Source organism: Streptomyces melanogenes (assembly GCF_014649795.1).
GTDB classification, from domain to species: domain Bacteria; phylum Actinomycetota; class Actinomycetes; order Streptomycetales; family Streptomycetaceae; genus Streptomyces; species Streptomyces noboritoensis.
In genome coordinates, this window is record NZ_BMTS01000004.1 from 425,189 (window position 1) to 449,731 (window position 24,543).

The following is a 24,543-nucleotide window of genomic DNA, read 5'->3' on the forward strand; positions in this document are numbered from 1 at the left end:
TGCGGGGGGCCCGTTGAGCAACGACCCGTGGATCGTCGTCGGCGCCCTGGTGGTGACCACGTTCCTCATCAAGGGCGCCGGTTCGCTGGTGATGGGCGACCGCGAACTGCCCGGCTGGTTCCCCCGGTTCGTGGAGTACCTGACGCCCGCGCTGCTCGCCGTCCTGGTCGTCACCCAACTGGTGGGCTCGGCGGGCGCGCACGGCATGACCTTCGACGCCCGCCTCGCCGGGTTCGCGGGGGCCCTGGTGGCCTGGCGGCTCAAGGCGCCCGTGCCGCTCGTCGTCCTGGTGGCGGCGGTGATCACCGCGCTGGTACGCGCGCTCAGCTGAGGCCGCAGTCCTCGCCGCGCACGGCGGCGGCGACCTCCAGGGCCCGCGCCAGACCGGGTTCGTACCCGGCGGCCCGGTGCAGCCGCAGGGACCGCTCGACGGCCTGCCCCGCCTTGGTGCGGTGGCCGAGCGCCAGGTGCACCCGGGCGAGTTCGGTCCGCGCCTCGGCCTCGACGAGCCGCAGCCCGGCCTGCCCGGCGGTGCTCAGGGCCCGCCGGGTGTACGCGAGGGCCTCGCGGTTCTCGCCCAGGTGCCGGTTGGCCGCGGCCAGGCCCACACAGGCCGCCGCGTCCGCCCGCAGGCACCCCGTCGCCCGGGCCGCCTCCAGAGCGCGCTGGTGGTGGTCCAGGGCGCCGGGCGCGTCGTCCAGGTGCAGCAGTACGGTGCCGATGGTGTTCAGCGCGTCCGGCTCGACCAGCCGGCGGTGCGTGCGGTGGGTGATGCTGAGCGCGTCCATCCCGTACTTGAGCGCGAGCCGGGGATCGCCGCTGTCGCGGCACACCGCCGCGAGCGCGTTGAGCGCGCCCTCCGCCGCGTACGTGGACAGCAGCCTGCCGTGCGCGGCCAGCGCCCGGGTGAGCAGGCGCTGCGCCTCCTCCAGGGCGCCCTGTGCGTGGTGGACGGCGCCGAGCCCCCACAGGGCCAGCATCACGGTGTGCTCGTCGCCCGACGCCTCGGCACGCTCGCGGGCCTCGGTGAAGTACGGCCGCGCCGCCTCCAGTTGGCCCCGGTCCAGGCGGACGGAGCCGAGCAGGAACAGCGCCCACGCCTCCCCGGCGGGCTCCCCGCCCTCGCGGTAGAGGGCCAGGGTATGCTCGGCGTGGCGCGCGGCCTGGTCGAGGGCGCCCAGTTCGCGGTGCGAGGCGGCGAGCCCGAGCACGGCACCGGCCCGCTCCACCGGCAGCCCGGCCCGCCCGAAGAGGGAGTCGGCGCGGGCGCTGTGCCGCAGCGCCTCGTCGTGGCGGGCCAGCTCCCACAGGACGTAGCACAGGCTCCAGTGCATCACCGCGCGCGCGTGGTCGTCGCGCTCGGCCTCGGCGGCGCGCAGCCCGGTCTCCGCGGCGCGCAGCCAGTCGGTGCGCTGGCCGTGCTCCATCAGATGGCCGTGGGTGGCCAGCGCGGACTTCCAGGCGAAGGGCCGCGGCCCGTGGCCCAGGGCGTGCTGGGCGCAGGCCAGCAGGGCGGCCCGCTCGTCCTCCAGCCAGGAGGACGCGGCGGGCGGGCCGCTGAAGGTCAGGGGCGCGGTCGGGGAGCCGTCCGGTTCCGGCGGGGCGGCGGCGTACCAGGAGTAGAAGGTGCCATACAGCAGATGGCCGGCCTGCTCGGCGGTTCCCAGGTACCAGGTGAGCAGCCGGTCGAGCGCCTCCTCGCGTACGGCGGCGGTGTCCTCGGCCCGGGCACGCTCGCGGGCGAACAGGCGGACCAGGGCGTGCAGATGGAACCGGCCGGGCCGGTGCGTCTCCAGCAGGCTGCGCGCGACCAGCTGGTCCAGGAGCCGGGCCGTGGCGTTCAGCGGCGTCCCGGCCAGCGCGGCGACGGCCGGGGTGGAGACCTCCGCGCCGGGGGTGAGGGCGAGCAGCCGCAGGAGCCGCTGCTCCGGCGCGGGCAGCGAGCGGTAGGACAGCGCGAGGGCGCTGCGCACGCCGGTGTGCTGTTCCTGGTCGAGGGTGAGGTCGTCCAGACGGTCGTCGCCGCGCAGTGTCTCCACGACCTCCGCGAGGGGCAGGTGCTGGTCGCCGATGAGATGGGCCGCCACGATCCGTACGGCCAAGGGCAGGCCGCCGCACAGGTGGACGGTCTCGGCGGCGGCCTCGGGTTCGCCGCGTACCCGGTCGGCGCCGATGACGCGGGCGAGCAGCGCGAGCCCCTCCTCGTCGTTGAAGACCGCCACGTTCACCCGGTGGGCGTCGTGGAACGCGGTCAGGCCCCGCAGGTCGTTGCGGCTGGTGACGACGACGAAGCAGGTCGGTGAGCCGGGCAGCAGCGGGCGCACCTGTTCGAGACCGGCCGCGTCGTCCAGGAGGATCAGCATCCGCTTGCCCGCGAGGAGCGAGCGGTACAGCGCGGCCTTCTCGTCGGTGTTCTCCGGCAGGTGCCCGGCGCCGACCCCGAGGGCCCGCAGGAGCTGGCCCAGGGCGTCGTCGGCGGTGGTCGGGGGCTCGTCGGCGTGGCCGCGCAGGTTCGCGTACAGCTGTCCGTCGGGGAAGCGGTCGGCGGCCCGGTGCATCCAGTGCACGGCGAGCGCGGTCTTGCCGACGCCCGCCATGCCGGAGAGCGAGGAGATCACCAGCGTCTGCCCCGGGCCCGAGGCGTACTGGGACAGCAGGACGTCGAGCTCGCGCAGATAGCCGGTGCGGCCGGTGAAGCTGCCCACGTCGGGCGGCAGTTGGCGGGGGACCGGGAAAGCGGCGGGCGGCGGCGGGGGCTCGGGGACGGGCTCGGCGGCGAGACCGGGGTCGCCGACGAGGACGCGCTGGTGGAGCTCCTTGAGCGGGCGGCCCGGCTCGATGCCCACTTCGTCGTCGAGGAGCTGGTAGTAGTCGCGGTACGAGGCGAGCGCGTCGGCCTGGCGCCCCGAGCGGTACAGCGCCAGCATCAGCTGGCAGCGCAGCCGCTCGCGCAGCGGGAACTCGGCCACCAGCGTGGTCAGTTCGGGCACCGACTCCTCGAAACGGCCCAGCTCGACCAGCGCGTCCAGCCGGTCCTCCCGGGCCACGAGGCGCAGCTCTTCGAGGCGGTCGGCCTCGGCCAGCGCGAAGCTGCGGTCGCTGACGCCTTCGAGCGCGGGCCCGGTCCACAGGGCGAGGGCCTGGTCGAGCAGGGTGACCGCGGCCCGGGCGTCGTCGTCGGCCGCGGCCTTGCGGGCCTGGTCGGTCAGGTGCACGAAGTGCAGGGCGTCGACCTGCTCGTCGGCCACCTGGAGGGTGTAGCTGGTGTTGCTGCGGGCGCCCGCGCTGAGCAGGAGCTCGAAGCCGGAGGTGGCCCTTCGCCCCGGTTCCAGGATGCGCCGCAGATGCATGACGTGGGTGCGCAGGGCGCTGACCGCGCCGTCCGGGGCGTCGCCCTCCCACAGGAGCTCGGAGAGCCGGGAGGTGCTGACCGGACGGCCGCGGGCGAGCGCCAGGGCGGCCACGAGTGCGCGCTGCTGCGGCCCGAGGCCGATGTGCCGGCCCTGGACCTCCACACTCACCGGGCCCAGGAGGCGGATCCGTACCGACTCCTTCGGTGCCGGTTCCGCCCCGGGCCCCGAGGTGCGGCTCACACCATTGCCTCTGCTTTCCTGTTCCCGCTGCCCGTTGCCTGGTACCTCGTTCCCGCTCGGCGCCGGGACGCTCAGCCGGGGCCGGTGACGAAGCCCCGGATGACCGGGCCGGAGACGGAGAACTCCCACGCGGTGTCGATGTCCCCCCAGATGTCGTTGTGGAAACGCGCCGTCACCGAAAGACCGTCGTGCGACTCCCGTACCACCTCCATCCGGGCGTGCGAGGAGAAGAGCTCGCGCTCCACCCAGGCGTCGAGATCGCGTTCGGTGCCGACGTCGACCACCGTGGCGTCCTTGGCGAGGACGGTCCACAGGGCCTGCTGGTCCTGGGCGTTGACCGCGTCGACGAACGCGCGTACGACCGGGTGGGAGGGCATGCCGGGGGGAGTCATCTCTGGTGCCTCTCTGCGGGGTGGGGGCGGCGGGCGGACGCTCAGCTGTCGGTCACGGCCCGGTGCAGGGCGTGGGTGTCCTCGAAGAGGTGGTAGCGGGCGATCTTCCCGTCCACGACCGTGACGTGGGCGGCGAACGGGGTCACCAGGGGCTTGCCGGTGGCCTTCACGGTGTCCCGGAGATGGCCGATGATCACCCCCTGTTCACCGTCGACCACGATGTGCGTCACCGTGAACTCCTCGGGCTTCAGATACTCGTGGAGGGTCGTGAAGAACGTCTTGACCCCCTCCCGCCCGCTCCTCAGGCCCGACCACGGCACCGCCGAGGATCCCGGAGCGTCAAATTCCGCCGACTCGGCGAAGACCTGCACAGCGCCGTCCAGATCCCGCTCCGAGAGCCGGGCCAGATAGGCGTCGATCGCAGCTCGGGTGGCCTTCGCGGCGCCCTCGGTGGGCTGCGTGGACATCTCACCAACTCCTCGTCCGTGCTGTTCCTCGGTCGTGAGGCTCCAGTGTGGTGCGCCTGTGGCGGCGAGCGTAAGTCGCTCGCCGCTTTCCGGCCATGTGCCCGCGGTTCGCGTGAGCGGGTACGAGGATGACGATCACCGTGGGGCCGCTGAGCCGGGGTGCCCGCCGACAGACCGGTCACGCGCCGACGCCGGCCGACTGAATCGACGGTGGGCGGCGAGGAGTCGCTCTCCTCACCGCCCACCACCCTCCCGCCCGGAGGGCCTACAGCGCCGGGTACGCGTTCTTCATGAGCTCCTGGAACTGGGCGGAGAACCAGTGGCCGGAGAGCGGGGCGTTCGGCAGCGCGCCCGAGAGGTGGTTGCCGTTGCGGGGATTGCCGGTGTACGTCGGGTCGCACATCCGGTCGAGGCCCTTGCCCTCGTCATTGGGGATCGCGGTGCTGGAGCCGTCGGACTCGCCCGGCGGCTTCATCCACACGTACGCGTCGATCCCCGCGGCCGGGGCGGCCTTCGGGCGCTCGCCGAGGCCCGCGCCCGCCTGGTTGCACCAGTTGCCGATGTGGATGCGGCGGTCGTAGCGGCCGTCCTCCACATAGGTGTCGACACTCGTCTTCGCACCGGGGCCGGTGGGCCTGGCGGTGCCGCCCCAGCCGTTGCGCGAGGTGTCGATCAGCATGCCGATCCCGGGGTCGAAGCCGACGGAGACCAGCTTGGTGCGGAACGCCTGAGCGTAGGAGAGCTCGTCGACGTACCGGTTCCAGTCCACCCACTTGGACTGGCGGACCGAGACGCCGTTGACGGAGTCGTCGATGGTGAAGTTGTTCTCCTTCAGGGCGCTGTAGTTGGCCGTGTTGGTGATGAAGCCGTGCACGTCGGCGGGTGTGGCGCCCTCGGCGGTCGCGGCCTTCTTGAACATGTCGGCGGAGGGGCCGAAGTTGTCGTCCCAGCCGATCCAGCCGTGGTGCCCGGCGTCGAGGTAGTTGTACACGTTGGGGATGGCGCCCAGCTTGTGCAGCGCGTATCCGACTCCCTTGACGTAGTTGCCGTTGGCCAGCATGGTGTCGCACTGCGGGGTGGCCGTGGCACGGCCGCCGGTGTTGGTGACGAGGTTGGGCAGCGAGTCGATCTCGACGGTGGTGACGATCCGCAGCGCGGCGTACTTGGCGTCGGAGAGGATCGCGGCGATCGGGTCGATGAACTGCGTCTTGTACTTGTCGATCTCGGTGGGGCCGAGCTCGCCGTTGGATGCCAGCGCGGAGCAGTCGCGGCCCGGCAGGTCGTAGACGACCAGCTGGACCACCATCTCGCCGCTGCCCTTCTGCTTGAGTGCCTCGTCCAGGTGGGCGCGCAGGCCCATGCTCCCGCTCGTCCCGGCGACGACGGCGATCCGGTCGAGCCAGATGCCCGTGGGCTGGTTGGAGACCCGGGTGCCGCCGGGCTCGGCGGCCGCCTTCGCGGACCACTCCGGGTTCACGTACACCTTGGCCCCGGCGTACGGGTTGTCCACCCGGTTGCCCGCCGGGGGAGTCGTGGGCGGGGTGGTCGGCGGGTCGGTGGGGGTGTCGCCGCCGTTGCAGGCCACGCCGTTGAGGGTGAACGAGGTGGGGAGGGCGTTGGTGCCGCTGTAGGAGGCGTTGAAGCCGAAGTCGGCCGAGCCGCCGGTCGCCAGCGTGCCGTTGTAGCTCTCGTTGGCGGCGGTGACCGCCGGGCCGGACTGGGTCACCTTGGCGTTCCAGCCCTGGGTGACCTGCTGGTTCCCGGCGTAGCTCCACTTCACGTTCCAACTGCTCACGGCGGGGCCGTTGTTGGTGACCTTGACGGAGGTGGTGAAGCCGGTGGACCACTGGTTCTGGACCTGGTAGGCGACGGTGCAGGCGGACGCCGCCGACGCGGTGCCCGCGGCGCCGACGACACCGGCGGTGCCGGTCGCGGCTCCGGCGAGAACACCGGCGGCGAGCAGCGCCGTTCGTTTTCTGGAGGGTCGGACGGGTATGCGGCTCATGGTGTGGGCCATGTCCTCTCGATAGATGGGGTCAGTTGACGGAGCGCAGGTGGTCGCGCAGGCCGGTGCCGTACGCGGTGGGGGTGCCGTCGTAGCTAGTGATCAGCGAGGGGCCGGACGAGCAGTCCCAGGTGTTCCAGGTCCAGCCCAGATAGGAGATCCCCCGGTCGTCGAACCACTTCATGGCGCGGTCGACGAAGGAGTGCGCGCAGGTGTTCTCGCCCAGCTCGCCCGCGACGAGGGGGACCCGGGCGGCGACGGGTGCGAGGGTGGAGTCCCAGCACGACTCGCTCGCACAGCTGTTGAAGTTGTAGCCGTGGTAGGCGGCGGCCAGGTTGCCCGCCGGGTCGGCGGGAGCGCGGGCGGGCCACTGGCTGAGGTCGTTGGCGTAGGCGATACCACCGGCCAGTACGACGTTGCGGGCGCCCGCTCCCCGCACCGCGTCCAGCAGGTCCTGCATCCCGGCCACCTCGTAGCCGATGCCTGGGCAGTCCCCGCCGTCGCGCCAGCAGCTCCACGCCTGGTCGGCGGTGGAGGTGGCCCGGTCCGGGTAAGGCTCGTTGAACAGGTCGAAGACGACGGCCGGGTCGCTCTTGAAGGTGGTGGCGACCGAGGACCAGAACGCGGGCGCGTACTGGGCGTCGGGCATCGGTTTCTGACAGCTGGCGTGGACGTCGGAGCAGCCGGCCGAGTTGCCGGTGTACTGCCCGTACGACCAGTGGAGTTCGACGATCGGCGTCATCCCGTGGGCCGCGACGCGGTGGACGAGGTCCTGGACGGCGCTGATGTAACGGGCACCCGCGTAGGCGGGGTCGATGTTGGCCAGGCCCAGCCAGCACTCCTCGTTGAGCGGGATGCGCACGGCGCCCGCGTGCCAGGAGGCGATGGCGGCCACCGAGGCGTCGTCCACCGGGCCGTCGAAGATGCCGTGTCCCTGGACGCACATGAACTCGCCGCCGGACCGGTTGACGCCGAGCAGCCTGCGGGTGGCGCCGCCCGCGTCGACCAGCTTGTTCCCGGAGACGTGGAGCACGGGCGCGCCGGTGCCGGGGGTCGGTGAGGGGGAGGTGGGGGTGGGTGTCGGCGTGGGGTCGCCGCCGCCCGTGGTGGCGCACGGCTCGCCGTTGAGGGTGAACGCGCGGGGCGGTGTGTCGGCGCCGGTCAGGGAGGCGAGGAAGCCGAGGGTGGTGCTCGCGCCGTGGGCGAGCGAACCGTTCCAGCTCTCGTTGGCGGCGGTGACGGTGGCGCCGGACTGGGACCACTTGGCGTTCCAGCCCTGGGTCACCTTCTGGTTGCCGGTGAACGCGAAGCCCAGGCTCCAACCGGACAGCGCGGACGCGTTGTTGGTGAGCGTGACGGAACCTTGGAAGCCGCCGCCCCATTCGTTCGTGACGGAGTACGCCACCGAGCAGGACGGCTCGGCTCCGGATGCCGTGACGCGAGGGACGACCACGGCGCTCGCGAGCACGAGCGCCGCCGCGCCGAAGGCTACGGCCAAGTGCGGGGGGTGTCGCATGAGCGGATCCTTCACGGCCGGGACGACGGCAGATGCCCGGCGTCCGACGGATGGAAGCGCTCCCACTGGTGGGGCATCACGGTAGGGGCTCGGGGTGTGCGTGGCAAGGGAGCCTGAAGTAGCCGGGCCCCGTGGACCCCCCGGGCGATTCGGTGCGCGCGGGGGTCCACGAGCCGTCAACTGCCCTGGTGCGGCGAAGAGTTGACCGCAGAGTGCATCGCTTGACTTCGACTCCTCAAGCATCTTGACCGCGAGCCCGTCCAACTCCATGCTGGGAGCGCTCCCACTGGTTCAAGACTTGTGCACAACCCCCACATCACCCTCCGAGTCGTCCTGGAGGGCCGTGCATGGCACCAGGAAGAGGAAGGAGGACCACCGGCGTCCGAAAGTGTTCGCATGATGTCGTTCCGGACCATCACGGTCGGGTTCCGTCCGCAGCGAGACTGGTCGCATCAGCACATCGAGATGCGAGGGAACCATGAGTGCAACAGGTGCGGTCGTCGTCTACGGGGCTACCGGTCACACAGGTCGTTTCGTCGTCGCCGAGCTGCGCAGGCGCGGCCTCGCGACCGTCGTCTCCGGCCGCAACGCCGCCCAGTTGGAGGCGCTGGCCGCCGAGTGGGCGGACGTGGAGGTGAGGCCGGCCACCGTGGACGACCCGGGTTCGCTGGACCGGGCCCTCGCGGGTGCGGTCGCGGTCATCAACTGCGCCGGTCCGTTCGCGCTGACCGGCGGGCCCGTCGCCGAGGCGGCCCTGCGTGCGGGGATCCCGTACGTCGACGTGGCGGCGGAGCTCGAAGCCAACGTGTCGATGTTCGCCGAGTACGCGGAGGCGGCCCGCAAGGCCGAGGTCCCCGTGGTTCCGGCGATGGCGTTCTACGGGGGTCTGGGCGACCTGATGGTGACGGCCGCGATGGGGGAGTGGACCGCCGCGGACGAGGTGCACGTCGCGTACGGGCTGAGCAGCTGGCACCCCACGGCGGGTACCCGGGCGGCGGGCGAGGTGTCCCACGAGCGTCGTGGGGGCCGTCGGGTGCGGTTCGCGGACGGTGCGTTGCAGTACCACGACGACGAGGTGTGGGAGCAGGACTGGGACTTCCCGGAGCCGCTGGGCCGGCGAGCGGTGATCGCCGAGTTCACCATGGCCGATGTCGTCACCGTTCCCAGCCATGTGGACGTGCGCGAAGTGCGCACCTACATGGCCGTGGAGGCGGCGCGGGACCTGGCCGAGGAGAGCACGCCGGGGCCGCAGTCCGTGGATGCGCTGGGGCGTTCGGACCAGACCTTCGTCGTCGACGTGCTGGTTCGCGCGGGCGGCGCCGAGCGCCGCGCCATAGCCCGTGGCCAGGACATCTACGCGGTCACCGCACCCCTGGCGGTGGAGGCCGTCCAGCGCATCCTGGCCGGGCGCACCCGCACGACAGGCGTGGCCTCGGCCGGGGCGATGTTCGAGGCGGCGGACTTCCTGCGGGCGCTGGCCCCGCACGTGACGGTCGAGCTGCCGCTCTGAGCGGCTCTTCCGGGCAGGTTACCGGGGGGTAGCGCGGGGAGATCCTCGGGTCGATACTTCGGCGGGCAGGGCAACTTGACCTTGGAGGGGTATCGATGAAGAGGAACACGAAGCTGAGCAGTATGCTCCGCGCCGCCTTACGCGGGCCGCGCCGCGCCATCGCTCCTGCCGTCGTACTGGCAGCGGCCGCAGGGGTGTTGGCCCCCACCTCCGCCCACGCGGCACCCGCCTGCGAAGCCGTACGATCGGCAGCGCCACCGGTCGAGGTGGCGCACATATCCGACTGGGTCGAGTCGATCGCGGTGGACAAGCGGGGCCGGATGTTCGCCACCGCGTACTTCACCGGCCGCGTCTACCGCATCGACGCGCCGGGCAGCACCCCCGTGCCCCTCACCGGGAACATCGGCGCCAACGGCGGAATCGTGGTGCGCGAGGACGGCCGCCTTCTCGTCGGCACCGGGAACGACGCCCTGCACTCGCTCACCGGCGACGCGCTTCCGCTGTCGAAGCTGCTGCTGGTGGATCCGGATTCCGGGCAGGTCAGTACGTACGCGCCGGGGCTCGGCGGCATCGACGGCGTCGCCCTGGCGCCCGACGGCACCGTCTACACCACGACCGTGGGCGGCCGCAGCATCGGCCGTGTCACGCCGGACGGGCGCGTCGACCCCTCGTGGGCCCAGGTGCAGCAGCCCAACGGGATCGCCGTCTCCCCCGACGGAACGCAGGTCTACGTCATCCAGACCACCGTCGCCCCCGGCCTCTACCGCATCCCGGCCGACGACCCGGCACACCCCCGACGCTGGATCTCCGCGTCCCCGTCCGACGCCCTCGCCCTCCCCGACGGCCTCACGCTCGACGGCCGGGGACGCCCGCTGATCGCCACCCACGCGGCAGGGCAGATCTGGCGGGTCGAGGGCGACAGCCTCTGCACGGTGGAGTCGGGCCTGTACCTCTCCACCCAGATCACCTACGGCCACGGCGACCGCGGCTTCTCGGCGGGCAGGCTCTACCGGTCGGGTGTCAACGGGAAGATCTACGAGGTTCCGGCCGGTGCCGAGCCGGATCAGCGGGGCGGGGCCTCGGCGATGCGGTAACCCACCCCAGGGGGGGGACCGCCGCCCGGGAGCGCGGCTTGGCGCGGGTCAGCTCCCGGGCACGGGGATGGCGGCGGTGTCGAAGTCACCGGCGATGATCGACGTGGCGAAGTCGGCCAGCCGGAGGTGGTTGCTGCGTGCGTAGCTGCGGAACGCGAAGAACGCCTCGTCCGGTGAGGTCTGCCAGCGCTCGGAGAGGATGCCCTTGACCTGTTCCACCAGGATGCGGCTGTTGAGCGCGGTCTGGAGCTGGGTCCTCTCGATGTGGGACTGCTCCAGGGTGCGCTGCTGGAGGATCGTGATCGTGGCGACGCCGGCGAGGGCCTTGGCGAGGGCGATGTCGCTCTCGCCGAGCTGGTGGGGGCTCTTCTGGAAGAGGTTGAGCGCGCCGATGTTGCGGTCCCGCAGCCGCAGCGGGATCGCGTGCGTGGCCACGTAACCCGTCTCGCGCGCCCGGGTGGCGAAACGGGGCCAGTTGGCCGTCGCCCCGGGGCTGGTGAGGTCGATGTTGGTCCTGGCCGCACCGCTTCGGTAGCAGTCCACGCATGGGCCCTGGTGGTGCTGGAGGGCGAACAGCTCCAGGAGGCGGGTGTGTTCGTCCGAGGCGGCCACGACCTGCAGTTCACCCAGCGCGTCGGCGAGCAGGATCCCGGCCGCCGAGACGTCGAGCAGTTCGACGCACCGGGTGGACAGCCGCTGGAGCAGGTCCAGGACGTCGAAGTCCTCCGTCAGCGAGTCGGCGACCTCCATGAAGATCTCCGCCAGGCGTTGTTCGCGGGCCATGCCGATCATCCCTTTCGACTGCCGGGCGAGTGGGGCCCGTCTTTATCGTCGTTGAACCGCAGCCGTCTGGCTACTACGTCCCCGGCTACATCGCCGAGCGGCAGATCCCGGCTGTAGGCGAACGCGCGCAACCGCAGCAGGGCCTCCGAGAGCGAGACGTCCAGCTGCACGCTGACCATGCCGGTCGCCTGGTGCACCACGGCCCGGTGCAGCTCCATCGGCGGCCCCATGACCGTGCCGGAACCCACCGGGCGGCTCCCGTTGCCCTCCAGGAGCAGCCCGGTCAGCGCGGCGGCCAGGGTCAGCGCGTCGGCGAGCTGCTGTTCCGGCATGGTGGCGCCGGGCGCGGAGGCCAGCACCGTCAGGACACCCAGCCGGATCGCGCCGAGGCCCAGGGGGAAGCAGCACACGCCGACGACGCCCAGTTTCCGGGCCTCGGTCAGCAGGGTGGGCCATCGGTCGGGCCGGACCGTGTCCAGATCCGGTGCCATGACGGCCGTGCCGGTCCGCGCGGCGTCCGGGCCCGGCCCCACACCGAGGGTGAACTGGAGCTCCTCGAACTCTGCGGCGACCCCCGGTGAACGCCACAGCGGCTCCACCCCCTGGTCCTCCCCGACCAGCACGGACACCGCGACACCCGCGGCCCCCAGGGCCTGCGCGCAGGCGACCGCCAGAACGCTGCCGTCACCGTGACGCAGCGACCGGAGCACGTCAGCCATGCCGTCGCTGATCACCGATTTCCGCCCTGCCGGGGTCACGGGCGATGCACCCACCGGCTCATTGGCAACACTACCCGCCTTCGCAGGGGGTTGCCGTCACCGTCGGCGGCTCATCCGGATGCGGATGGTGGTGCCGTGGTGGGTGGTGCGCATGTCGGCGGCGTCGCTGAGCTGCCGGATGATCCACAGCCCTCGGCCGTCCAGATGGGAGGTGTCCGGCGGCAGGTATCCGGCCAGCGCGGTGTCCAGCGTGCCCTTGGGGTCGCTGATCTCGCAGAACACCTCGGCGACCGTGGTCCACATCCGGCAGCAGCCGGCCCCGCCGCCGTGCCGTACGGCGTTCGCGGCGGCCTCGTCGACGCAGATCAGCAGGCTGTCGATCCGGTCGGCGGGCAGCGCCGCGCGGCGCGCGAGCCGTGCGGCGAACGCCCGCAGGTCGGCGATGTGCTGGGGCCCGTCGAAGCGGAACTCGCCGCAGCCGACCGGCGGTTCGGGCAGCGGCACGCTGTCGCAGGCCGCACTGAACCGCTCCGGCGTGACATGGGCGGGGTTGAGGCGGTGGGCGGCTCCGGTGGTCAGGGTGGGGTGGGTGAGCTGGGCGGCGTGCAGGACGTGGGCGGGCAGGGTGCGGGTGTCGTACGGGCACAGGTGCCAGGCACCGGTCGAGGCCAGGGCGAGGGTGAGCAGCGATTCGTAGCGGTTCCACTCGCGGGCCTGGTCGGAGGTGAGCCCGATCCACGGCGTCTCGCCCAGCACCCGGGACGGGCCGGACGTGGCGTGGGCCCTGTCGTGGAAGGCGAGCAGGGCCTGGGCGGGGGTGCGGTACCAGTGGGCGGGGGCGAAGGCGACGTCCTCGGCCCACGACCCCAGCCGGTGGCGCAGCAGTGCGGTGTTGTGCCGTGTGGTGGCGACGAAGACGGGCTCACCCGCGGCGAGGCCGTCGTGGGTGAAGGGGAGCGCGGCGGCCAGGAACTGCTCGTCGTCGCCGTAGAGCAGGAGATGGTGCGCGTGGGGAGCAGGCTCCGGCCGGGACGGCGCGCGCGGATCACTCATCGGGGATCTCCTCAAGGAGGGTCAGCGGCACCTCGGGCCGGTCCCAGCCGCAGGCGCGGAGCATCTCGGCGACGGCACCGGTCCGGGTGTGCACGATCAGGCGGCGGCCGGGTTCCAGCAGCTCGGCGAAGGCCACCAGTACGTGAAGTGAGGCGAAGTTCAAGAACGTGACCTCGTTGAGGTCCACCGTGACGTCCGCCGAGACCTTGTCCACGGCGAGCAGATGGCCCACCAGCGCGGCCTGATTGGTCACGTCGACCTGACCGGCGAGCCGCAGGCCCGGCGGATCGGCGGTGCCCCAGATCCGCAGCAGGGCGTCGGTGTAGAGAGGGGGGTGCACGAGCGGCCTCTTCCCTGCCCGCACCGCGCTGACCCGGTGGAAGCAGCCGCACCTGGGATCCGCCGTGGCTGTCGGCGGCAGTCCGGCAGCCGGGCTCCTCGCGCGGTGGGGCTGACGACCGGCCGCACAGGACCGGGCGGGTGTCCGCGGGCGGCATGGCGCCTCCCCTCCACGGGGCCGCCGCATGCCGGCATCAGAACGGGGTTCGTGCCGGTGTAGGCATCTACGGATTCCCCTCGACACTACGCCGGTCGGGCGGCACATAGCGGGCACGGGAGCCGGTTGTCCGAACATGCCTTCCCCGGATGCCCGGCCACCGTCGGCCGCGGCGGCCCCGTGCCCAACTGGCGTGAACCAACGTTGTAGAGGTGTGTACGGGCAAGCAGCGGGGGCAGTCGGAAACGTATCGTGACCGTATCGAGTGGAGGGGTTCCTCATGTTGATGGCTCACCCGGCAGTGCTGCGTGATCTGCTCGCCGAATACGACGCGCTGTGCGCGCTGAACGCCGCCGAGGGGGGCGAGGCCACCCGTCGGCGGCTCGAGGACGTCTCCTACACCCTGTGCGTGTCGACGGGGACGCGGGACGTCGACGCGGCCGTGATCGCCGCACGTCACCGGCTGCCCGGTGCGCGCACCTTCGACGACTCGGTGCTGAGCGCGTGAACGGGATCCCGGATGCAGGCCACCGTGGCGGGCGGGACGGGGCAGGCGCGGGCGAGGAGGTGGCGCGGCTGCGCGAGGAGGTGCGCGATCTCCGGGCCCAGGTCCGCAGCCGCCCGCTGATCGCGCACGCCCAGGGCATCCTGCAGGAGCGCTACCGACTGCCCGATGCCGAGAGCGCGTTCGCGCTGCTGCGCCGGTCCTCGCAACGCTTCAACGTGAAGCTGCGCGTGCTGGCCGAAGCCGTTGTGCGTACCCCAAGACCCGACGACCCACAGGAGTTGTGGTTCCCGGGGCGGGTGCGCCGAAAGCCGCCGGCCCTGGACGCGGTCGGGGTGGACGACCCGGGCCGTGCCAACCGGGGCGCGGTGCTCGGCGCGGTCCTGTCGCAGACGCTGGCCATCACGGGCACGGACATGGGCAACGTACAGATCGCCGACCGCGCCGCGGGCGGGCTGCGCATGGAACACCACACCGGACTCGGCGAGCACTTCGTGGAGTTCTTCGCCTTCGTCGGCGAGGACGGTACGTCGTGCGCGAAGGCCGCCAGAGACGTGGCGTTGACCACCGTGCGCGACGTGGCCGCCGACCCCGTGTTCACCGACGCGGCACGGCACACCATCCTCGCGGCGGGCAGCCGAGCCTGCCACAGCGTTCCGCTGGTCAGCGAGTCGGGCGCGTGCCTGGGCATGGTCTCCGCACACCTTGAGCGCCCCACGAAGGATCTGCACCCGGCCCAGGAGAAGGCCCTCGTCGCCACCGGCCACCAGGTCGGGCGCTGGCTCGCCTGGCACGAACGCACCGTCGTACTGGACGCGTTGGAGCACCTGCACGCCCAGGGCCGCTCGACGGACACGGACGCGGAGACGGACACGCGTACTGATTCGTGATCGGCTCTATGCTGCGACGATGATCAAGCCGATTGAACTCGTGATATTCGACTGCGACGGTGTGCTGGTCGACAGCGAACGCATCGCCGCACGCGTACAGGTCGCCCTCGGCGCGGAGCTGGGGTGGCCGCTCACCGAGGAAGAGGTCGTCGACCGTTTCATCGGGCGCTCCAGCGCCTCGATAGGCGAGCAGATCGCCGCCCGACTGGGCGCGGAGACGGCCGTCGTCTGGCGGGAGCGGTTCGAGGAGCTCCACCGGGAGGCGGTGGACGCGGGGCTGTTGCCCGTGGACGGGCTGCCCGAGGCGCTCGACGCGATCACCCTGCCGACGTGCGTCGCCTCCAGCGGCTCCCACGACAAGATGCGCCACACCCTCGGCCGCACCGGCCTGTACGAGCACTTCGAGGGCCGTATTTACAGCGCTACCGAAGTCGCGCGAGGCAAGCCCGCCCCGGACCTGTTTCTGCACGCGGCCCGACAGATGGGTGTCGCCCCCGCCGCGTGCGTGGTGGTCGAGGACAGCCGTCCCGGCGTCGAGGCCGCCCGCGCCGCCGGGATGCGCGCCTTCGGCTATGCCGGAGGGCTGACCCCGGCCGAGCGGCTCGAAGGCCCGGACACGGTCGTCTTCCACGACATGCGCAAACTGCCGTACCTCCTCGCCGAGCAGTGACGGGATCCGGCCCGGGACGAGCTCAACTCCCGTGCCGCTGAGGGCACTGGCGACGGACCCGCACCCGGTGGCCCCGGCCCGCCGGAACTGGATATGCTCCTTCCGGAGTGGTCAGGAAGCGGCTGCCCCGCTCATCGCCGTGCAGCCGATCAGTGGGAGCCGTCTGTGCCCGTACCACCTCCGTCGTCCCGCGTGCCCGGAGCCGGTTCACCGCCGGGCCCGGGCCAGGCGCTTCTGCTGGTCGACGACCACGAGGACAACCTGTTCGCCCTGGAGCACGCCCTCACTCCGCTGGGCCGCCCGGTCCTGCGGGCCACCAGCGGCGAACAGGCCCTCAAGACGGTGTTGCGCGAGCCCGTCGCCACGGTGGTGATGGACGTGGTGATGCCGCACATCGACGGACTGCAGACGCTGGACTACCTCCACCGCCTGGACCAGACCCGCGACCTGCCGGTCCTGCTGGTCACCGGCACCAGCCGCGACAACCAGCTCGCCCAGCTCGCGTACAAACTCGGCGCCGCCGGGATCCTCCTCAAACCCCTCGACCCGTGGGCGCTGTGCTGCCACGTCCGTACCCTCGCCGACCTCTACACCCGCACACCACCCACCGTGTAGGCACACCTGGTCAGCCCAGCACGAACGGCAACCTCGCGGCCAGCTCGCCGAGTTCGGCCTTCTCGGCCGCCGTCGGCGCCCGTCGGCCAGTGCCGATCAGGAGTGCGTCCGTGTCGGTGAGCGACGCGGGGAACGCGGCGCCGGCGATCTCCTCCAGCATCGCCCGGGTCCGGGCCAGGCCCTCGACGGGCGGCCCGGGCACCTCCGGGAGGTGGGCGATCAGGTCGAGGTGGTGCAGGGTCCATTCCAGGACGTACGCGGAGAGGTAGTCGCCCACGGTCAGCACCTCGTCCTGGGTGCCCACCCGGGCGGTGGCATCCGCGAGTCGGGCGGCGCGGCCTGCGGCGGAGCCGACGTCGTCGAGGTGGAACTTGAGCAGGCGCGGTTCCTGGTAGGCGGCGGCCAGCCGTACGGTCAGCGCGTCGAGCGGGTCCTCGCCGGTCGGCGGCCGGTCCTCGACCTTCCAGTACGTCACCGCGTCGACGGTCGGTTCCGTGTCGGCGGGGGTGGCGAGGGTGATCAGGACGTCCTGCGCGTCGATGACCAGGTGGCAGACGAGGTCCCGTACGAGCCAGCCGGTGCAGCCGGACGGCCGCGCGAAGTCCTCGTCCGGGAGGTCGGCGACGGCCGTGCGCAACGCCGTCCACGAGCGTGAGAAGAGATCCACCCGAGCAAGGTAGTGCGGCGCCGGAACGGCGAACAAGCGTATTTGGAGGGTGTGGTGAGCCCGGCTTGGACCGCACGGGGGAGAATCGCGCCATGACGATGATCAAGACGGTGGGGATCCGGGCCGGGATGCTGCCGGTGGCGGTGCTGGCCCTGCTGGTGACGGGGTGCGGCACCGAGCGGGCGGGGGCCGGTGCGGACCGGGCGACCTCGCGGACCCCGGTGGCGACACCGAGCACGCCGGTGGAGTCGCCGTGCCCGGGCGAGAGCCCCACGTCGGCGCCTCCGGCGGCGGCCACCACGACCCCGGCCGTGCCGCCCGTCGACCACTACGCCGAGAACCACGGGTTCATGGTCCCCTTCCCGCTGCACGGCAAGCAGCGCTGCGAGGGGCTCCAAGTCGTCGGACGCGTCCAGAAGGCGCTGGAACCGCTGCGCAAGCGCGGTGACTTCGCCCCCGAGAGCACCCGCACCGCGCTCACCGGCCTCGGCTACCCGGCCGGGCAGGTCAGTTCGTACCAGAACGGCTCCACCGGGGTCGGCTTCCTCATCGACGCGTTCCCGCTGTGCGTGGAGGGCACCATGGATGTCGGCTCGACCAAGGCGGAAGCCTTCGGCGGCTACCCCGACCACTCCGGCTGCGACCGTCCCAGCGGCGGTCACTGAGGAGCGTGCTCGTAGTCGCCGTGATGGGCCTCGTCCTGGGCGAGCAGGGCGAGGAGGGAGGCGACGGTGAGGCCCGCCTCGGCCTCGGCCGGGTGGCGCAGGACCTTGCCTGGCTCGATCTGGTAGGTGTTGCCGCGCCCCGCACGTGTGTGGGAGAGGAATCCGGCCTGCTCCAGATCGGCGATGATTTTCTGGACGGCGCGTTCCGTGAGTCTGCAGTGCGCGGCGATGTCACGGATCCGCGCGCTCTGGTTCTCGGCGATGGCGGCGAGCACGCGCGCGTGGCTGGTGATGAACGTCCATCCTGTGTGCGGTTCCGGCACTTCACCCATGGCTCGGATCGTACGCCCTGTGCTTCGTGTATAGGAACAGGCGAATCTGACTTCATGTATCTCTTGACGTGTCTCCGGTCCGAAGGCGACGCTGTGCACGGAGGACGGACCCGAGCACCCAGAGCACACCGGGAGATGGCCATGGCGCAGCCGTCATACTCTGCGGAGCCCGACGACACGGGCGTTCCCGGGGTGGATCCCGGTCTTGAACTCGACCAGCTGCGGCGGGCGATGGAGAGCCGGGGGACGATCGACCTGGCCCGGGGCGTCCTCATGGCCGCCTTCGCCATCAGCCCGGAGGCCGCCTGGAACGCGCTGGTCATGACGTCCCAGAACACCAACACCAAACTGCACCTGGTGGCCCAGCAGGTGGTCGACTCGGCCGGCGGCGCCGTGCTGGCCGCGCCGGTTCAGAAGCAGCTCTCGGCGGCGATCGCCAAGCTCACCACGGCGGCCGTCGATTCCGTCGGTGGCGAAGAGCCGTAGACGACCGTGGACACCACGGGTCGCACACCGGTCCGTGTTCTGAGGTTTTCTCCCCGGCGTACGAGGTAGTCCGGTAGGGCGGTTCCTTCGTACGGAGGACGTAGGCGCCGGACAGGTTGGGACCAACAGCCGCCGGCGCCGCCCGCCTCGTCGAGGGGCAAGATTCAGAGTGCCCCTCGGCTGGGCAGTTCCTCGCCGCAGCGAGCGCAGTAGCGGGCGTCGGCCTCTTGGGCCAGGCGCCCGCATGCCGGGCAGACACGGTCCAGTGAGCAGGGCGCCTCACCGCCCTCGCCTGCTTCGGCGTCGACGGTACGGAGACCGATCCGCAGCCCGGGGCGTCGCTGGTGGACGGAGAGGTACGCGAGGCCGTTCGGCCCCGCGAGCAGTGCCCGGCGCGCTGTTCTCGGCAGCCAGGCCACGGACCCCGGTTCCACCGCCTGCCGCTCCACCCCGTTGTCGAGGTGGCCGTCGCCTTCGACCACGACCAGCAGCACGTCCAGCTCGGACTCGACGTGCTCGGCCACGGCCGCGCCCGGAGACAGCCGCACCAGGTTGACGTCGAGCTGGCGTCCCGGCTCCGCCAGCCGCCACAACGCGCCCCCTTGCCCTTCCTCGGCTGCGGCGACGGCCGCATGAACGGCGACCAGCACTCGGGACGTCTCGACTGGGGCGTGCAACGGTCTCTCCTGACGGCGCTGGCGGACGCTGACGGGTCTGGACGAGGACCGTACCGGATCCGGACGGCCGTCGGGCCGCCTTGCACCGCATGGCGGTAGCAGGTATTCCGCTTCCTGCACCGGGTGTCCCTCACATGAGTGGCGGCTGTTTGGTCATGGTGTCCCAGGGCACTCGCGGCTGCATGGAGTGGCTCAATGACCAAGAATGGATGCGTGAAGCGGCCTGCGTCGGCGTCGACCCGGAACTGTTCTTCCCGGTAGGCCACACCGGTCCGGCGGTCGAGGACCGAGCCGCCGCTCAACGCATCTGCCGAAGCTGCCCCGTAGCCCAGCAGTGTCTTTCGTACGCCTCGGCTTCCGGGCAGGTCACGGGGGTGTGGGGCGGTCTTACGGAGGAGGAGCGGGCGCGGATGCGGCGCCGCGGCAGGCGGCGGGCACGGCGGTGACGACATGACCCGTGAAGTGACCGGGAGTCGCGCCCGTGCCGGGCGGTGTCACTTCCGTCAGGTTCACTCCCGGCAGAGACAGAAGGGGTGGCCCGCCGGGTCCGCGTAGACGCGGAAGTCGCGTTCGCCGTCGCGGTCGTCCAGGTCGAGTGGCGTGGCTCCCAGGGCCAGCACCTGCTGTTCTGCCGCGTCCATGTCCCGGACGTGGAAGTCCAGATGCATCTGCTGCGAGTTGTCGTCGGCGCGCGGCCACTTCGGCGGGGTGTGGCCGGGGGCGAGCTGGAAGGCGAGCCGGTGACCGCCGGGGGCGTAGAGGTCGTACCACTCCTCGTCGCTGTCCTTGGTCACCTCTCCGCCGAGGAGCTCCGCGTAGAACGCCGCGAGCGCCTGCGGGTCGGGGCAGTCCAGGGCCACGAGACAGTAGGTTGCGATGGCCATGCCGGTTTCCTCATGGGTCGATTGATCGCCGCGGCTGATCGAGGCCGATCGTCACGCTGACCGCCAGGGCTTGGTGCGCTTACCGGTACCCGTAATCGCTTCGGGTACGCGGGCGGTGTCGGCATACGAGTGACCGTGCGGCCGTTGCCCCGCCTCGCGCGCGGGGCCCCTACCCGCCCACCAGGGCCCCCACCAGGCGCGTCATCTGCGCCCGTGGCTCGGGTGCGCCCGGCCAGCTGGTGAGCAGGAGGTGGTGGGCGGTGCCGACCAGGGCCAGGGCCGTGGCCGCCGGGTCGACGGTCCGCGCCACGCGGGACAGCTCGCGTTCGGCCAGCAGGTACTCCGCGATGGCCTCCTGGATCGCGGCGAAACCGGGTGCCCCCGCCTCCAGCGCCTCGCGGATGCGCAGCGCGGCCGCGGGGCGTGTCATGGCCAGTGCGGCGACGGCCGGGCCGCCCGAGTCGAGCAGCGCCAGGGCGACGGCCTCCACGTTCCCCGCGACCGAGCCGTGCCCGACGAGCCCCGAGAGTGCCTCGGCCTTCGTGGCCGTACGGGCGAACCGGTCGAGGCAGAGCTCTGCGACGAACTCGTCGAGGCCTGCGAAGTGCGTGTGCAGCAGCCCCTTGGCGCACCCCGCCTCGGTGGTGACGGCACGGCTGGTCAGCGCGCCGGGCCCACCCTTCTCTAGGACCCGCTCGGCGGCCGCGAACAGCCGCTCCCGTACGTCTGGCGTCGCCACTCCACGCGGTGACATGGACCTTCTCCCGTATCGCTGAGGCGGGTCGGCGGACGCGTTCCCCGTGCTCCGGATCCTAGCCGGGGTTGTCAGTATGGGCACGTGCCCATACTGTTTGGGCGTTCGCCCATTCTCCGTCGCTCCGCAGGAGGTACTCGTGCCCGACATCGTCAACACCGAGCAGGCGCAGGCCTGGAACGGGCCCGAAGGCGCCCACTGGGCCCGCAACCAGGACCGCTGGAACGCCGTGAACGAAGGCTTCAACGAGCTGCTGCTCGACGCCGCCGCCCTGACCGAGGAGTGCCGTGTCCTCGACATCGGCTGCGGGTCCGGTCAGACCACGCGGCTCGCCGCGCTCAGGGTGCCCCGTGGGGATGCGCTCGGCCTCGACCTGTCCGGCCCGATGCTCGCCGAGGCCCGCGTCCGGGCGGAGCGCGATGGGTTGTCCAACCTCGCCTTCGCGCAGGGCGACGCCCAGGTCCACCCCTTCGAAGCGGCCGCCCACGACTCGGCGCTGAGCCGCTACGGGCTGATGTTCTTCGCCGACCCCGTCGCCGCCTTCGGCAACATCGGGCGGGCGCTGCGACCGGGCGGGCGGCTGGCGTTCGTGTGCCCGGCGGCCGCCGAACGCAACGGCTGGGTCGAGGCGCTCTCGGCACTGAGCGGTCTGCTGCCCATGGGTGATCTGGCGCGGCCGGGTCTGCCGGGCATGTTCTCGCTGGCCGATCCGGCCCGTATCCGCGAAGTCCTCACCGGGGCCGGGTTCACCGCCGTCACCGTCACCGAAGCGCAGGCGTACGGGACCTGGGGGAGCGGGGCGGCGGACGCGGCGGAGTTCCTGCTGGGCACGGGGCCCGGCAGCCACCTGATGCGGCAGGTGGACGAGGCGACCCTGGCCCGCGCCCGCCGGACGCTGGAGGACCGGTTGCGCGCGCACGAGACATCTGACGGCACGGTCCGGCTGCTCAGCACGTCATGGCTGGTCACGGCGGACCGTTCGGCGTGAGGCAGGGCTCGACCTCCCCCCGTGCGGACGCCCGCCTTCGGGTGTTTCCCGGCGGGCGCGGCCGGGCACCTGGGAGGAGGCCGGTCCCGTACGGGAAGATCAGTGTGACGACGAGTAGGGATGCCATGCCGACTGCCACCGCCCCCGCCGCGTTACCGCCGCTGCACCGCGTCGTGCTGGGCGGCACGGGCCCCGAGGACGTCGTCTTCGACGGCTCCGGGCGCTTGCTGGCCGGTGTCGCGGACGGGCGCGTCCTGCGGATCGGCCTTCCCGAACCCGGCGGGCCCGATCGCCCCGCCGAGGTCAGCGAGGTCGGACGGACGGGCGGGCGGCCCCTCGGCCTCGAAGTCCTGCCCGACGGGCGGCTGTTGGTGTGCGACGCCCAGCGCGGCCTGCTCCGCCTCGATCCGGACGGCAAGGCCGACGTCGAGGTGCTGGCCGACTCGGTGGCCGGGGCGCCCCTGCGGTTCTGCAGCAACGCCGTGGCCGCCTCGGACGGCACGGTGTACTTCACGGTGTCCAGCCGCCGTCACGGCCTCGACGACTGGCTGTCCGACATCATCGAGCACCGGCCCACGGGCCTGCTGGCGCGGCTGGCACCCGGAGGCGAGCCCGAAGTGGTCCTCGACGGGCTCCAGTTCGCGAACGGGGTGGCGCTGGCGCCCGACGAGTCGTTCGTCACGGTGGCCGAGACCGGCGCCCGACGGCTGACCAGGCTGTGGCTGACCGGCCCCGCCGCGGGCCGCCACGACACCCTGGCCGACGGCCTGCCCGGCTTCCCCGACAACATGTCCCGCAGTCCCGGCGGCGGATTCTGGGTCGCGCTCGCCGGGACGCGTATGCCCCCGCTGGAATGGCTGCACCGGGCCGCACCCCGGGTGCGCCGGGCGGTGGCGGCCACGGCCCGGCGGCTGCCGCCCCCGCCGGCCCTGGGCGGCGCGCGTGTGGTCGAGGTGGACGCGTACGGCGGGGTGGTGCGCGAGCTGCGGAGGCGCGGGTACCGGATGGTGACCGGCGTGGCCCAGCACGGGGGTCGGCTGGCCCTGGGCAGTCTCCAGGAGGGCGCCGTGGCCTGGTGCGACCTCCGCGAGCCCGAGCCTTCTATTTGACCTAAAGGTCAAAAACGGTGCTACGGTACACCCATGGGCAGGCCGAAGCAGTTCGATCCGGACGTGGCGGTGGAGCGCGCGATGGACGTGTTCTGGCGCAAGGGGTACGCGGCGACGACGCCGCAGGACCTCGTGGACGAGCTCGGCATCGGCAAGGGCAGCCTGTACAACACCTTCGGCAGCAAGCACGCGTTGTTCGAGCGGGCGCTCGCCCGCTACCGGGAATCGCAGGCCGAGTGGCTGGCGGAGCTCCTCGATCACCCCGGTACGGCCAAGGACCGGCTGCGGGGTGCGTTGGAGGCGCTCGTCGCGCTCGACCTGGGCGATCCGGACCGGCGCGGCTGCATGGCGGTCAACGCCGCCGCCGAGTCGGCCCCTTCGGACGCCGAGACGGCCGACACCGTACGCAAGATGTTCGCGCGTACGGAGGGCGCCTTCCGTGCGACCGTCGAGGAAGGCCAGCGAGCCGGTGAGATCGACGGCGGCCGCGACGCGGCTTCGCTGGCGGCCTGGCTGCTCGCGACGGTGATCGGCATGCGCGTCATGGCGAAGACGGCCGAGGACGCCACGCAGTTGCGGCGGGTCGTGGACGCGGTGATGGGGTCGTTGTAGGTCGACGGCGTCGGCTGTGGGCGGCCCCGTTTTTTGTGCGCTAATTCTGTACCTCTAGTTCAAAAAACCTTCCAAGAACCTTTCAAGGAGTCGGACATGGAGCTCAACCTCGCCGGGAAGACCGCGGTCGTCACGGGGGCCAGCCGAGGCGTCGGCCTCGCGATCGCCCGGCAGCTCGTCGACGAGGGCGTACGGGTCGTCGGCGCGGCCCGTACGATCACCGCCGAACTGAAGGAGACCGGCGCCCACCCGGTCGCGGTCGACCTGAGTACGCCGCAAGGCGCGGAGGAGTTGGCGGCCCAGGCGCTCGCGACTCTCGGCGGCGTGGACATCCTGGTCAACAACATCGGCGGCGGGGACACATTCAACCTGGACGGCTTCCTCGCGACCGACGACGCCCTGTGGGCCCACAGCTTCGAGGTCAACCTCTTCGGTACGGTCCGGGTCACCCGGCGGCTGCTGCCGAGCATCCTGGAGCGGCGCGGTTCGGTGGTGAACATCTCGTCGATGACCGCGCGTCTGCCGGGCACGGGCCCGATCGAGTACGGCGCCGCGAAGGCGGGCCTCAACGCGTTCGGCAAGGCGCTGTCCGAGGAGTTCGGGCCCCAGGGCGTGCGCGTGAACACGGTCTCGCCCGGCCCGACGCGTACGGCCATATGGGAGGCCGACGACAGCTTCGGCGCCCTCCTCGCCGAGGCGAACGGCGTCGGGCACCACGAGTTCGTGTCCGGGGTGCCCGTGGCGATGGGCATGACCATCGGTCGGATGGTGGAGCCCGAAGAGGTCGCGGCCGTCGTCGCCTTCCTCGCCTCGGACCGCGCTGCCGGAATCACGGGCGCGGACTACGTCGTCGAGGGAGGCGGCATCAAGACGGTGTGAGGCGCACGAATCAGACGAGACGATTCGTCTTGACCCGGTCGCGCCTTCGCCGAGGCGGCGCTGGCGGCGGGCGACCGCGTCGCGGCCGCCGCGCGCACCGCCGGTCCGCTGGAGGAGCTGGCGGCCGCCCACCCCGGCCGGGTCCTGCCGCGCCGGAGGTCGCGGACAAGTAGGAGGGTCCG

General features: G+C 72.1%; 28 protein-coding genes. 14 read left to right on the plus strand and 14 right to left on the minus strand.

Translation table 11 applies throughout. The annotated features are described in order from the left end of the window. The first annotated feature begins 13 nt into the window (after positions 1–13). A complete protein-coding gene (locus IE252_RS12050) occupies positions 14–331 on the plus strand; it encodes an AzlD domain-containing protein (protein WP_190089345.1) in 318 nt (105 codons plus the stop codon). On the opposite strand, the gene IE252_RS12055 is transcribed toward IE252_RS12050, so the two are convergent. From IE252_RS12055 to IE252_RS12075, 5 genes are all read right to left on the minus strand, one after another. Beyond that, positions 324–3,593, minus strand: coding sequence for an AfsR/SARP family transcriptional regulator (locus tag IE252_RS12055; protein ID WP_190089346.1), 3,270 nt, complete (start codon positions 3,591–3,593; stop codon positions 324–326). The genes IE252_RS12050 and IE252_RS12055 overlap by 8 nt on opposite strands. Before the next feature lie 71 nt (positions 3,594–3,664). Further along, positions 3,665–3,985, minus strand: a complete 321-nt coding sequence (locus IE252_RS12060) for a nuclear transport factor 2 family protein (protein WP_190089347.1) — start codon at positions 3,983–3,985, stop codon at positions 3,665–3,667. Positions 3,986–4,026: 41 nt separating this feature from the next. Next, on the minus strand, positions 4,027–4,452 hold the full coding sequence (locus tag IE252_RS12065) for a nuclear transport factor 2 family protein (RefSeq protein ID WP_190089348.1): 426 nt from the start codon (positions 4,450–4,452) through the stop codon (positions 4,027–4,029). Positions 4,453–4,717: 265 nt separating this feature from the next. After that, positions 4,718–6,457 (minus strand): glycoside hydrolase family 6 protein, encoded by a 1,740-nt coding sequence (locus IE252_RS12070; RefSeq protein WP_190089349.1) that lies wholly within the window; start codon positions 6,455–6,457, stop codon positions 4,718–4,720. 31 nt (positions 6,458–6,488) lie between these two features. Further along, positions 6,489–7,973, minus strand: a complete 1,485-nt coding sequence (locus tag IE252_RS12075; protein ID WP_190089350.1) for a cellulose binding domain-containing protein — start codon at positions 7,971–7,973, stop codon at positions 6,489–6,491. A 478-nt stretch (positions 7,974–8,451) separates the two neighbouring features. Between IE252_RS12075 and IE252_RS12080 the strand changes: the two genes are divergently transcribed. Both IE252_RS12080 and IE252_RS12085 read left to right on the plus strand, forming a co-directional pair. Continuing rightward, positions 8,452–9,483, plus strand: coding sequence for a saccharopine dehydrogenase family protein (locus IE252_RS12080; RefSeq protein WP_190089351.1), 1,032 nt, complete (start codon positions 8,452–8,454; stop codon positions 9,481–9,483). A gap of 95 nt (positions 9,484–9,578) precedes the next feature. After that, entirely contained in the window at positions 9,579–10,577 is a 999-nt protein-coding gene (locus IE252_RS12085; protein ID WP_190089352.1) for an SMP-30/gluconolactonase/LRE family protein, read from the plus strand. Positions 10,578–10,625: 48 nt separating this feature from the next. On the opposite strand, the gene IE252_RS12090 is transcribed toward IE252_RS12085, so the two are convergent. From IE252_RS12090 to IE252_RS12105, 4 genes are all read right to left on the minus strand, one after another. Then, the gene (locus IE252_RS12090; RefSeq protein WP_190089353.1) at positions 10,626–11,369 is read right to left on the minus strand and encodes a GAF and ANTAR domain-containing protein; all 744 of its coding nucleotides are present in this window, start codon (positions 11,367–11,369) and stop codon (positions 10,626–10,628) included. Next, positions 11,366–12,079, minus strand: coding sequence for an ANTAR domain-containing protein (locus tag IE252_RS12095; RefSeq protein WP_229848251.1), 714 nt, complete (start codon positions 12,077–12,079; stop codon positions 11,366–11,368). The genes IE252_RS12090 and IE252_RS12095 overlap by 4 nt, the downstream gene beginning before the upstream one ends. 96 nt (positions 12,080–12,175) lie before the next feature. After that, positions 12,176–13,132 carry an anti-sigma factor RsbA family regulatory protein gene (locus IE252_RS12100; RefSeq protein WP_190089354.1) on the minus strand — a complete coding sequence of 319 codons (957 nt, stop codon included), beginning with the start codon at positions 13,130–13,132 and terminating at the stop codon, positions 12,176–12,178. Beyond that, positions 13,125–13,472: an STAS domain-containing protein gene (locus IE252_RS12105; protein WP_190089355.1), complete on the minus strand. Its 348-nt coding sequence runs from the start codon at positions 13,470–13,472 to the stop codon at positions 13,125–13,127. Before IE252_RS12105 ends, IE252_RS12100 begins: the two co-directional genes overlap by 8 nt. A 436-nt stretch (positions 13,473–13,908) precedes the next feature. Between IE252_RS12105 and IE252_RS12110 the strand changes: the two genes are divergently transcribed. From IE252_RS12110 to IE252_RS12125, 4 genes are all read left to right on the plus strand, one after another. Then, positions 13,909–14,136: a DUF5133 domain-containing protein gene (locus IE252_RS12110; protein WP_101386501.1), complete on the plus strand. Its 228-nt coding sequence runs from the start codon at positions 13,909–13,911 to the stop codon at positions 14,134–14,136. After that, positions 14,133–15,023, plus strand: coding sequence for an ANTAR domain-containing protein (locus IE252_RS12115; RefSeq protein WP_229848253.1), 891 nt, complete (start codon positions 14,133–14,135; stop codon positions 15,021–15,023). The genes IE252_RS12110 and IE252_RS12115 overlap by 4 nt, the downstream gene beginning before the upstream one ends. Positions 15,024–15,042: 19 nt before the next feature. Next, positions 15,043–15,693 carry an HAD family hydrolase gene (locus IE252_RS12120; RefSeq protein ID WP_190089356.1) on the plus strand — a complete coding sequence of 217 codons (651 nt, stop codon included), beginning with the start codon at positions 15,043–15,045 and terminating at the stop codon, positions 15,691–15,693. 165 nt (positions 15,694–15,858) lie between these two features. Further along, a complete protein-coding gene (locus IE252_RS12125) occupies positions 15,859–16,308 on the plus strand; it encodes a response regulator (protein WP_190089357.1) in 450 nt (149 codons plus the stop codon). A 10-nt stretch (positions 16,309–16,318) separates the two neighbouring features. Here IE252_RS12125 and IE252_RS12130 read toward each other — a convergent pair whose 3' ends face one another. Continuing rightward, positions 16,319–16,975, minus strand: coding sequence for a maleylpyruvate isomerase N-terminal domain-containing protein (locus IE252_RS12130; RefSeq protein WP_190089358.1), 657 nt, complete (start codon positions 16,973–16,975; stop codon positions 16,319–16,321). A 92-nt stretch (positions 16,976–17,067) separates the two neighbouring features. Between IE252_RS12130 and IE252_RS12135 the strand changes: the two genes are divergently transcribed. Continuing rightward, positions 17,068–17,640, plus strand: coding sequence for a hypothetical protein (locus tag IE252_RS12135; RefSeq protein WP_190089359.1), 573 nt, complete (start codon positions 17,068–17,070; stop codon positions 17,638–17,640). Here IE252_RS12135 and IE252_RS12140 read toward each other — a convergent pair. Further along, entirely contained in the window at positions 17,634–17,972 is a 339-nt protein-coding gene (locus IE252_RS12140) for a MarR family transcriptional regulator (protein WP_190089360.1), read from the minus strand. The two genes, IE252_RS12135 and IE252_RS12140, sit on opposite strands and share 7 nt — an antisense overlap. A 141-nt stretch (positions 17,973–18,113) precedes the next feature. Here IE252_RS12140 and IE252_RS12145 point away from each other — a divergent pair, with 141 nt between their 5' ends. Beyond that, positions 18,114–18,458, plus strand: a complete 345-nt coding sequence (locus tag IE252_RS12145; protein ID WP_229848255.1) for an ANTAR domain-containing protein — start codon at positions 18,114–18,116, stop codon at positions 18,456–18,458. A gap of 164 nt (positions 18,459–18,622) precedes the next feature. Here IE252_RS12145 and IE252_RS12150 read toward each other — a convergent pair whose 3' ends face one another. Continuing rightward, complete coding sequence (locus IE252_RS12150; RefSeq protein WP_373298545.1) at positions 18,623–19,135, minus strand: hypothetical protein; 513 nt, start codon at positions 19,133–19,135, stop codon at positions 18,623–18,625. Between the two features lie 209 nt (positions 19,136–19,344). Between IE252_RS12150 and IE252_RS12155 the strand changes: the two genes are divergently transcribed. Continuing rightward, entirely contained in the window at positions 19,345–19,581 is a 237-nt protein-coding gene (locus IE252_RS12155; protein WP_229848257.1) for a WhiB family transcriptional regulator, read from the plus strand. Positions 19,582–19,644: 63 nt separating this feature from the next. Here IE252_RS12155 and IE252_RS12160 read toward each other — a convergent pair whose 3' ends face one another. Beyond that, positions 19,645–20,019 (minus strand): VOC family protein, encoded by a 375-nt coding sequence (locus tag IE252_RS12160; RefSeq protein ID WP_190089363.1) that lies wholly within the window; start codon positions 20,017–20,019, stop codon positions 19,645–19,647. A 169-nt stretch (positions 20,020–20,188) separates the two neighbouring features. Continuing rightward, positions 20,189–20,773, minus strand: coding sequence for a TetR/AcrR family transcriptional regulator (locus IE252_RS12165; RefSeq protein WP_190089364.1), 585 nt, complete (start codon positions 20,771–20,773; stop codon positions 20,189–20,191). A gap of 139 nt (positions 20,774–20,912) precedes the next feature. Here IE252_RS12165 and IE252_RS12170 point away from each other — a divergent pair, with 139 nt between their 5' ends. The 4 genes from IE252_RS12170 to IE252_RS12185 all read left to right on the plus strand — a co-directional run bounded on the left by IE252_RS12170 (position 20,913) and on the right by IE252_RS12185 (position 24,361). Continuing rightward, complete coding sequence (locus IE252_RS12170; RefSeq protein ID WP_190089365.1) at positions 20,913–21,761, plus strand: class I SAM-dependent methyltransferase; 849 nt, start codon at positions 20,913–20,915, stop codon at positions 21,759–21,761. Between the two features lie 125 nt (positions 21,762–21,886). Continuing rightward, positions 21,887–22,870: an SMP-30/gluconolactonase/LRE family protein gene (locus tag IE252_RS12175; protein ID WP_190089366.1), complete on the plus strand. Its 984-nt coding sequence runs from the start codon at positions 21,887–21,889 to the stop codon at positions 22,868–22,870. Between the two features lie 33 nt (positions 22,871–22,903). After that, positions 22,904–23,482, plus strand: a complete 579-nt coding sequence (locus IE252_RS12180) for a TetR/AcrR family transcriptional regulator (protein WP_190089367.1) — start codon at positions 22,904–22,906, stop codon at positions 23,480–23,482. 96 nt (positions 23,483–23,578) lie between these two features. Then, positions 23,579–24,361, plus strand: a complete 783-nt coding sequence (locus IE252_RS12185) for an oxidoreductase (protein WP_190089368.1) — start codon at positions 23,579–23,581, stop codon at positions 24,359–24,361. Positions 24,362–24,543 lie beyond the last annotated feature (182 nt).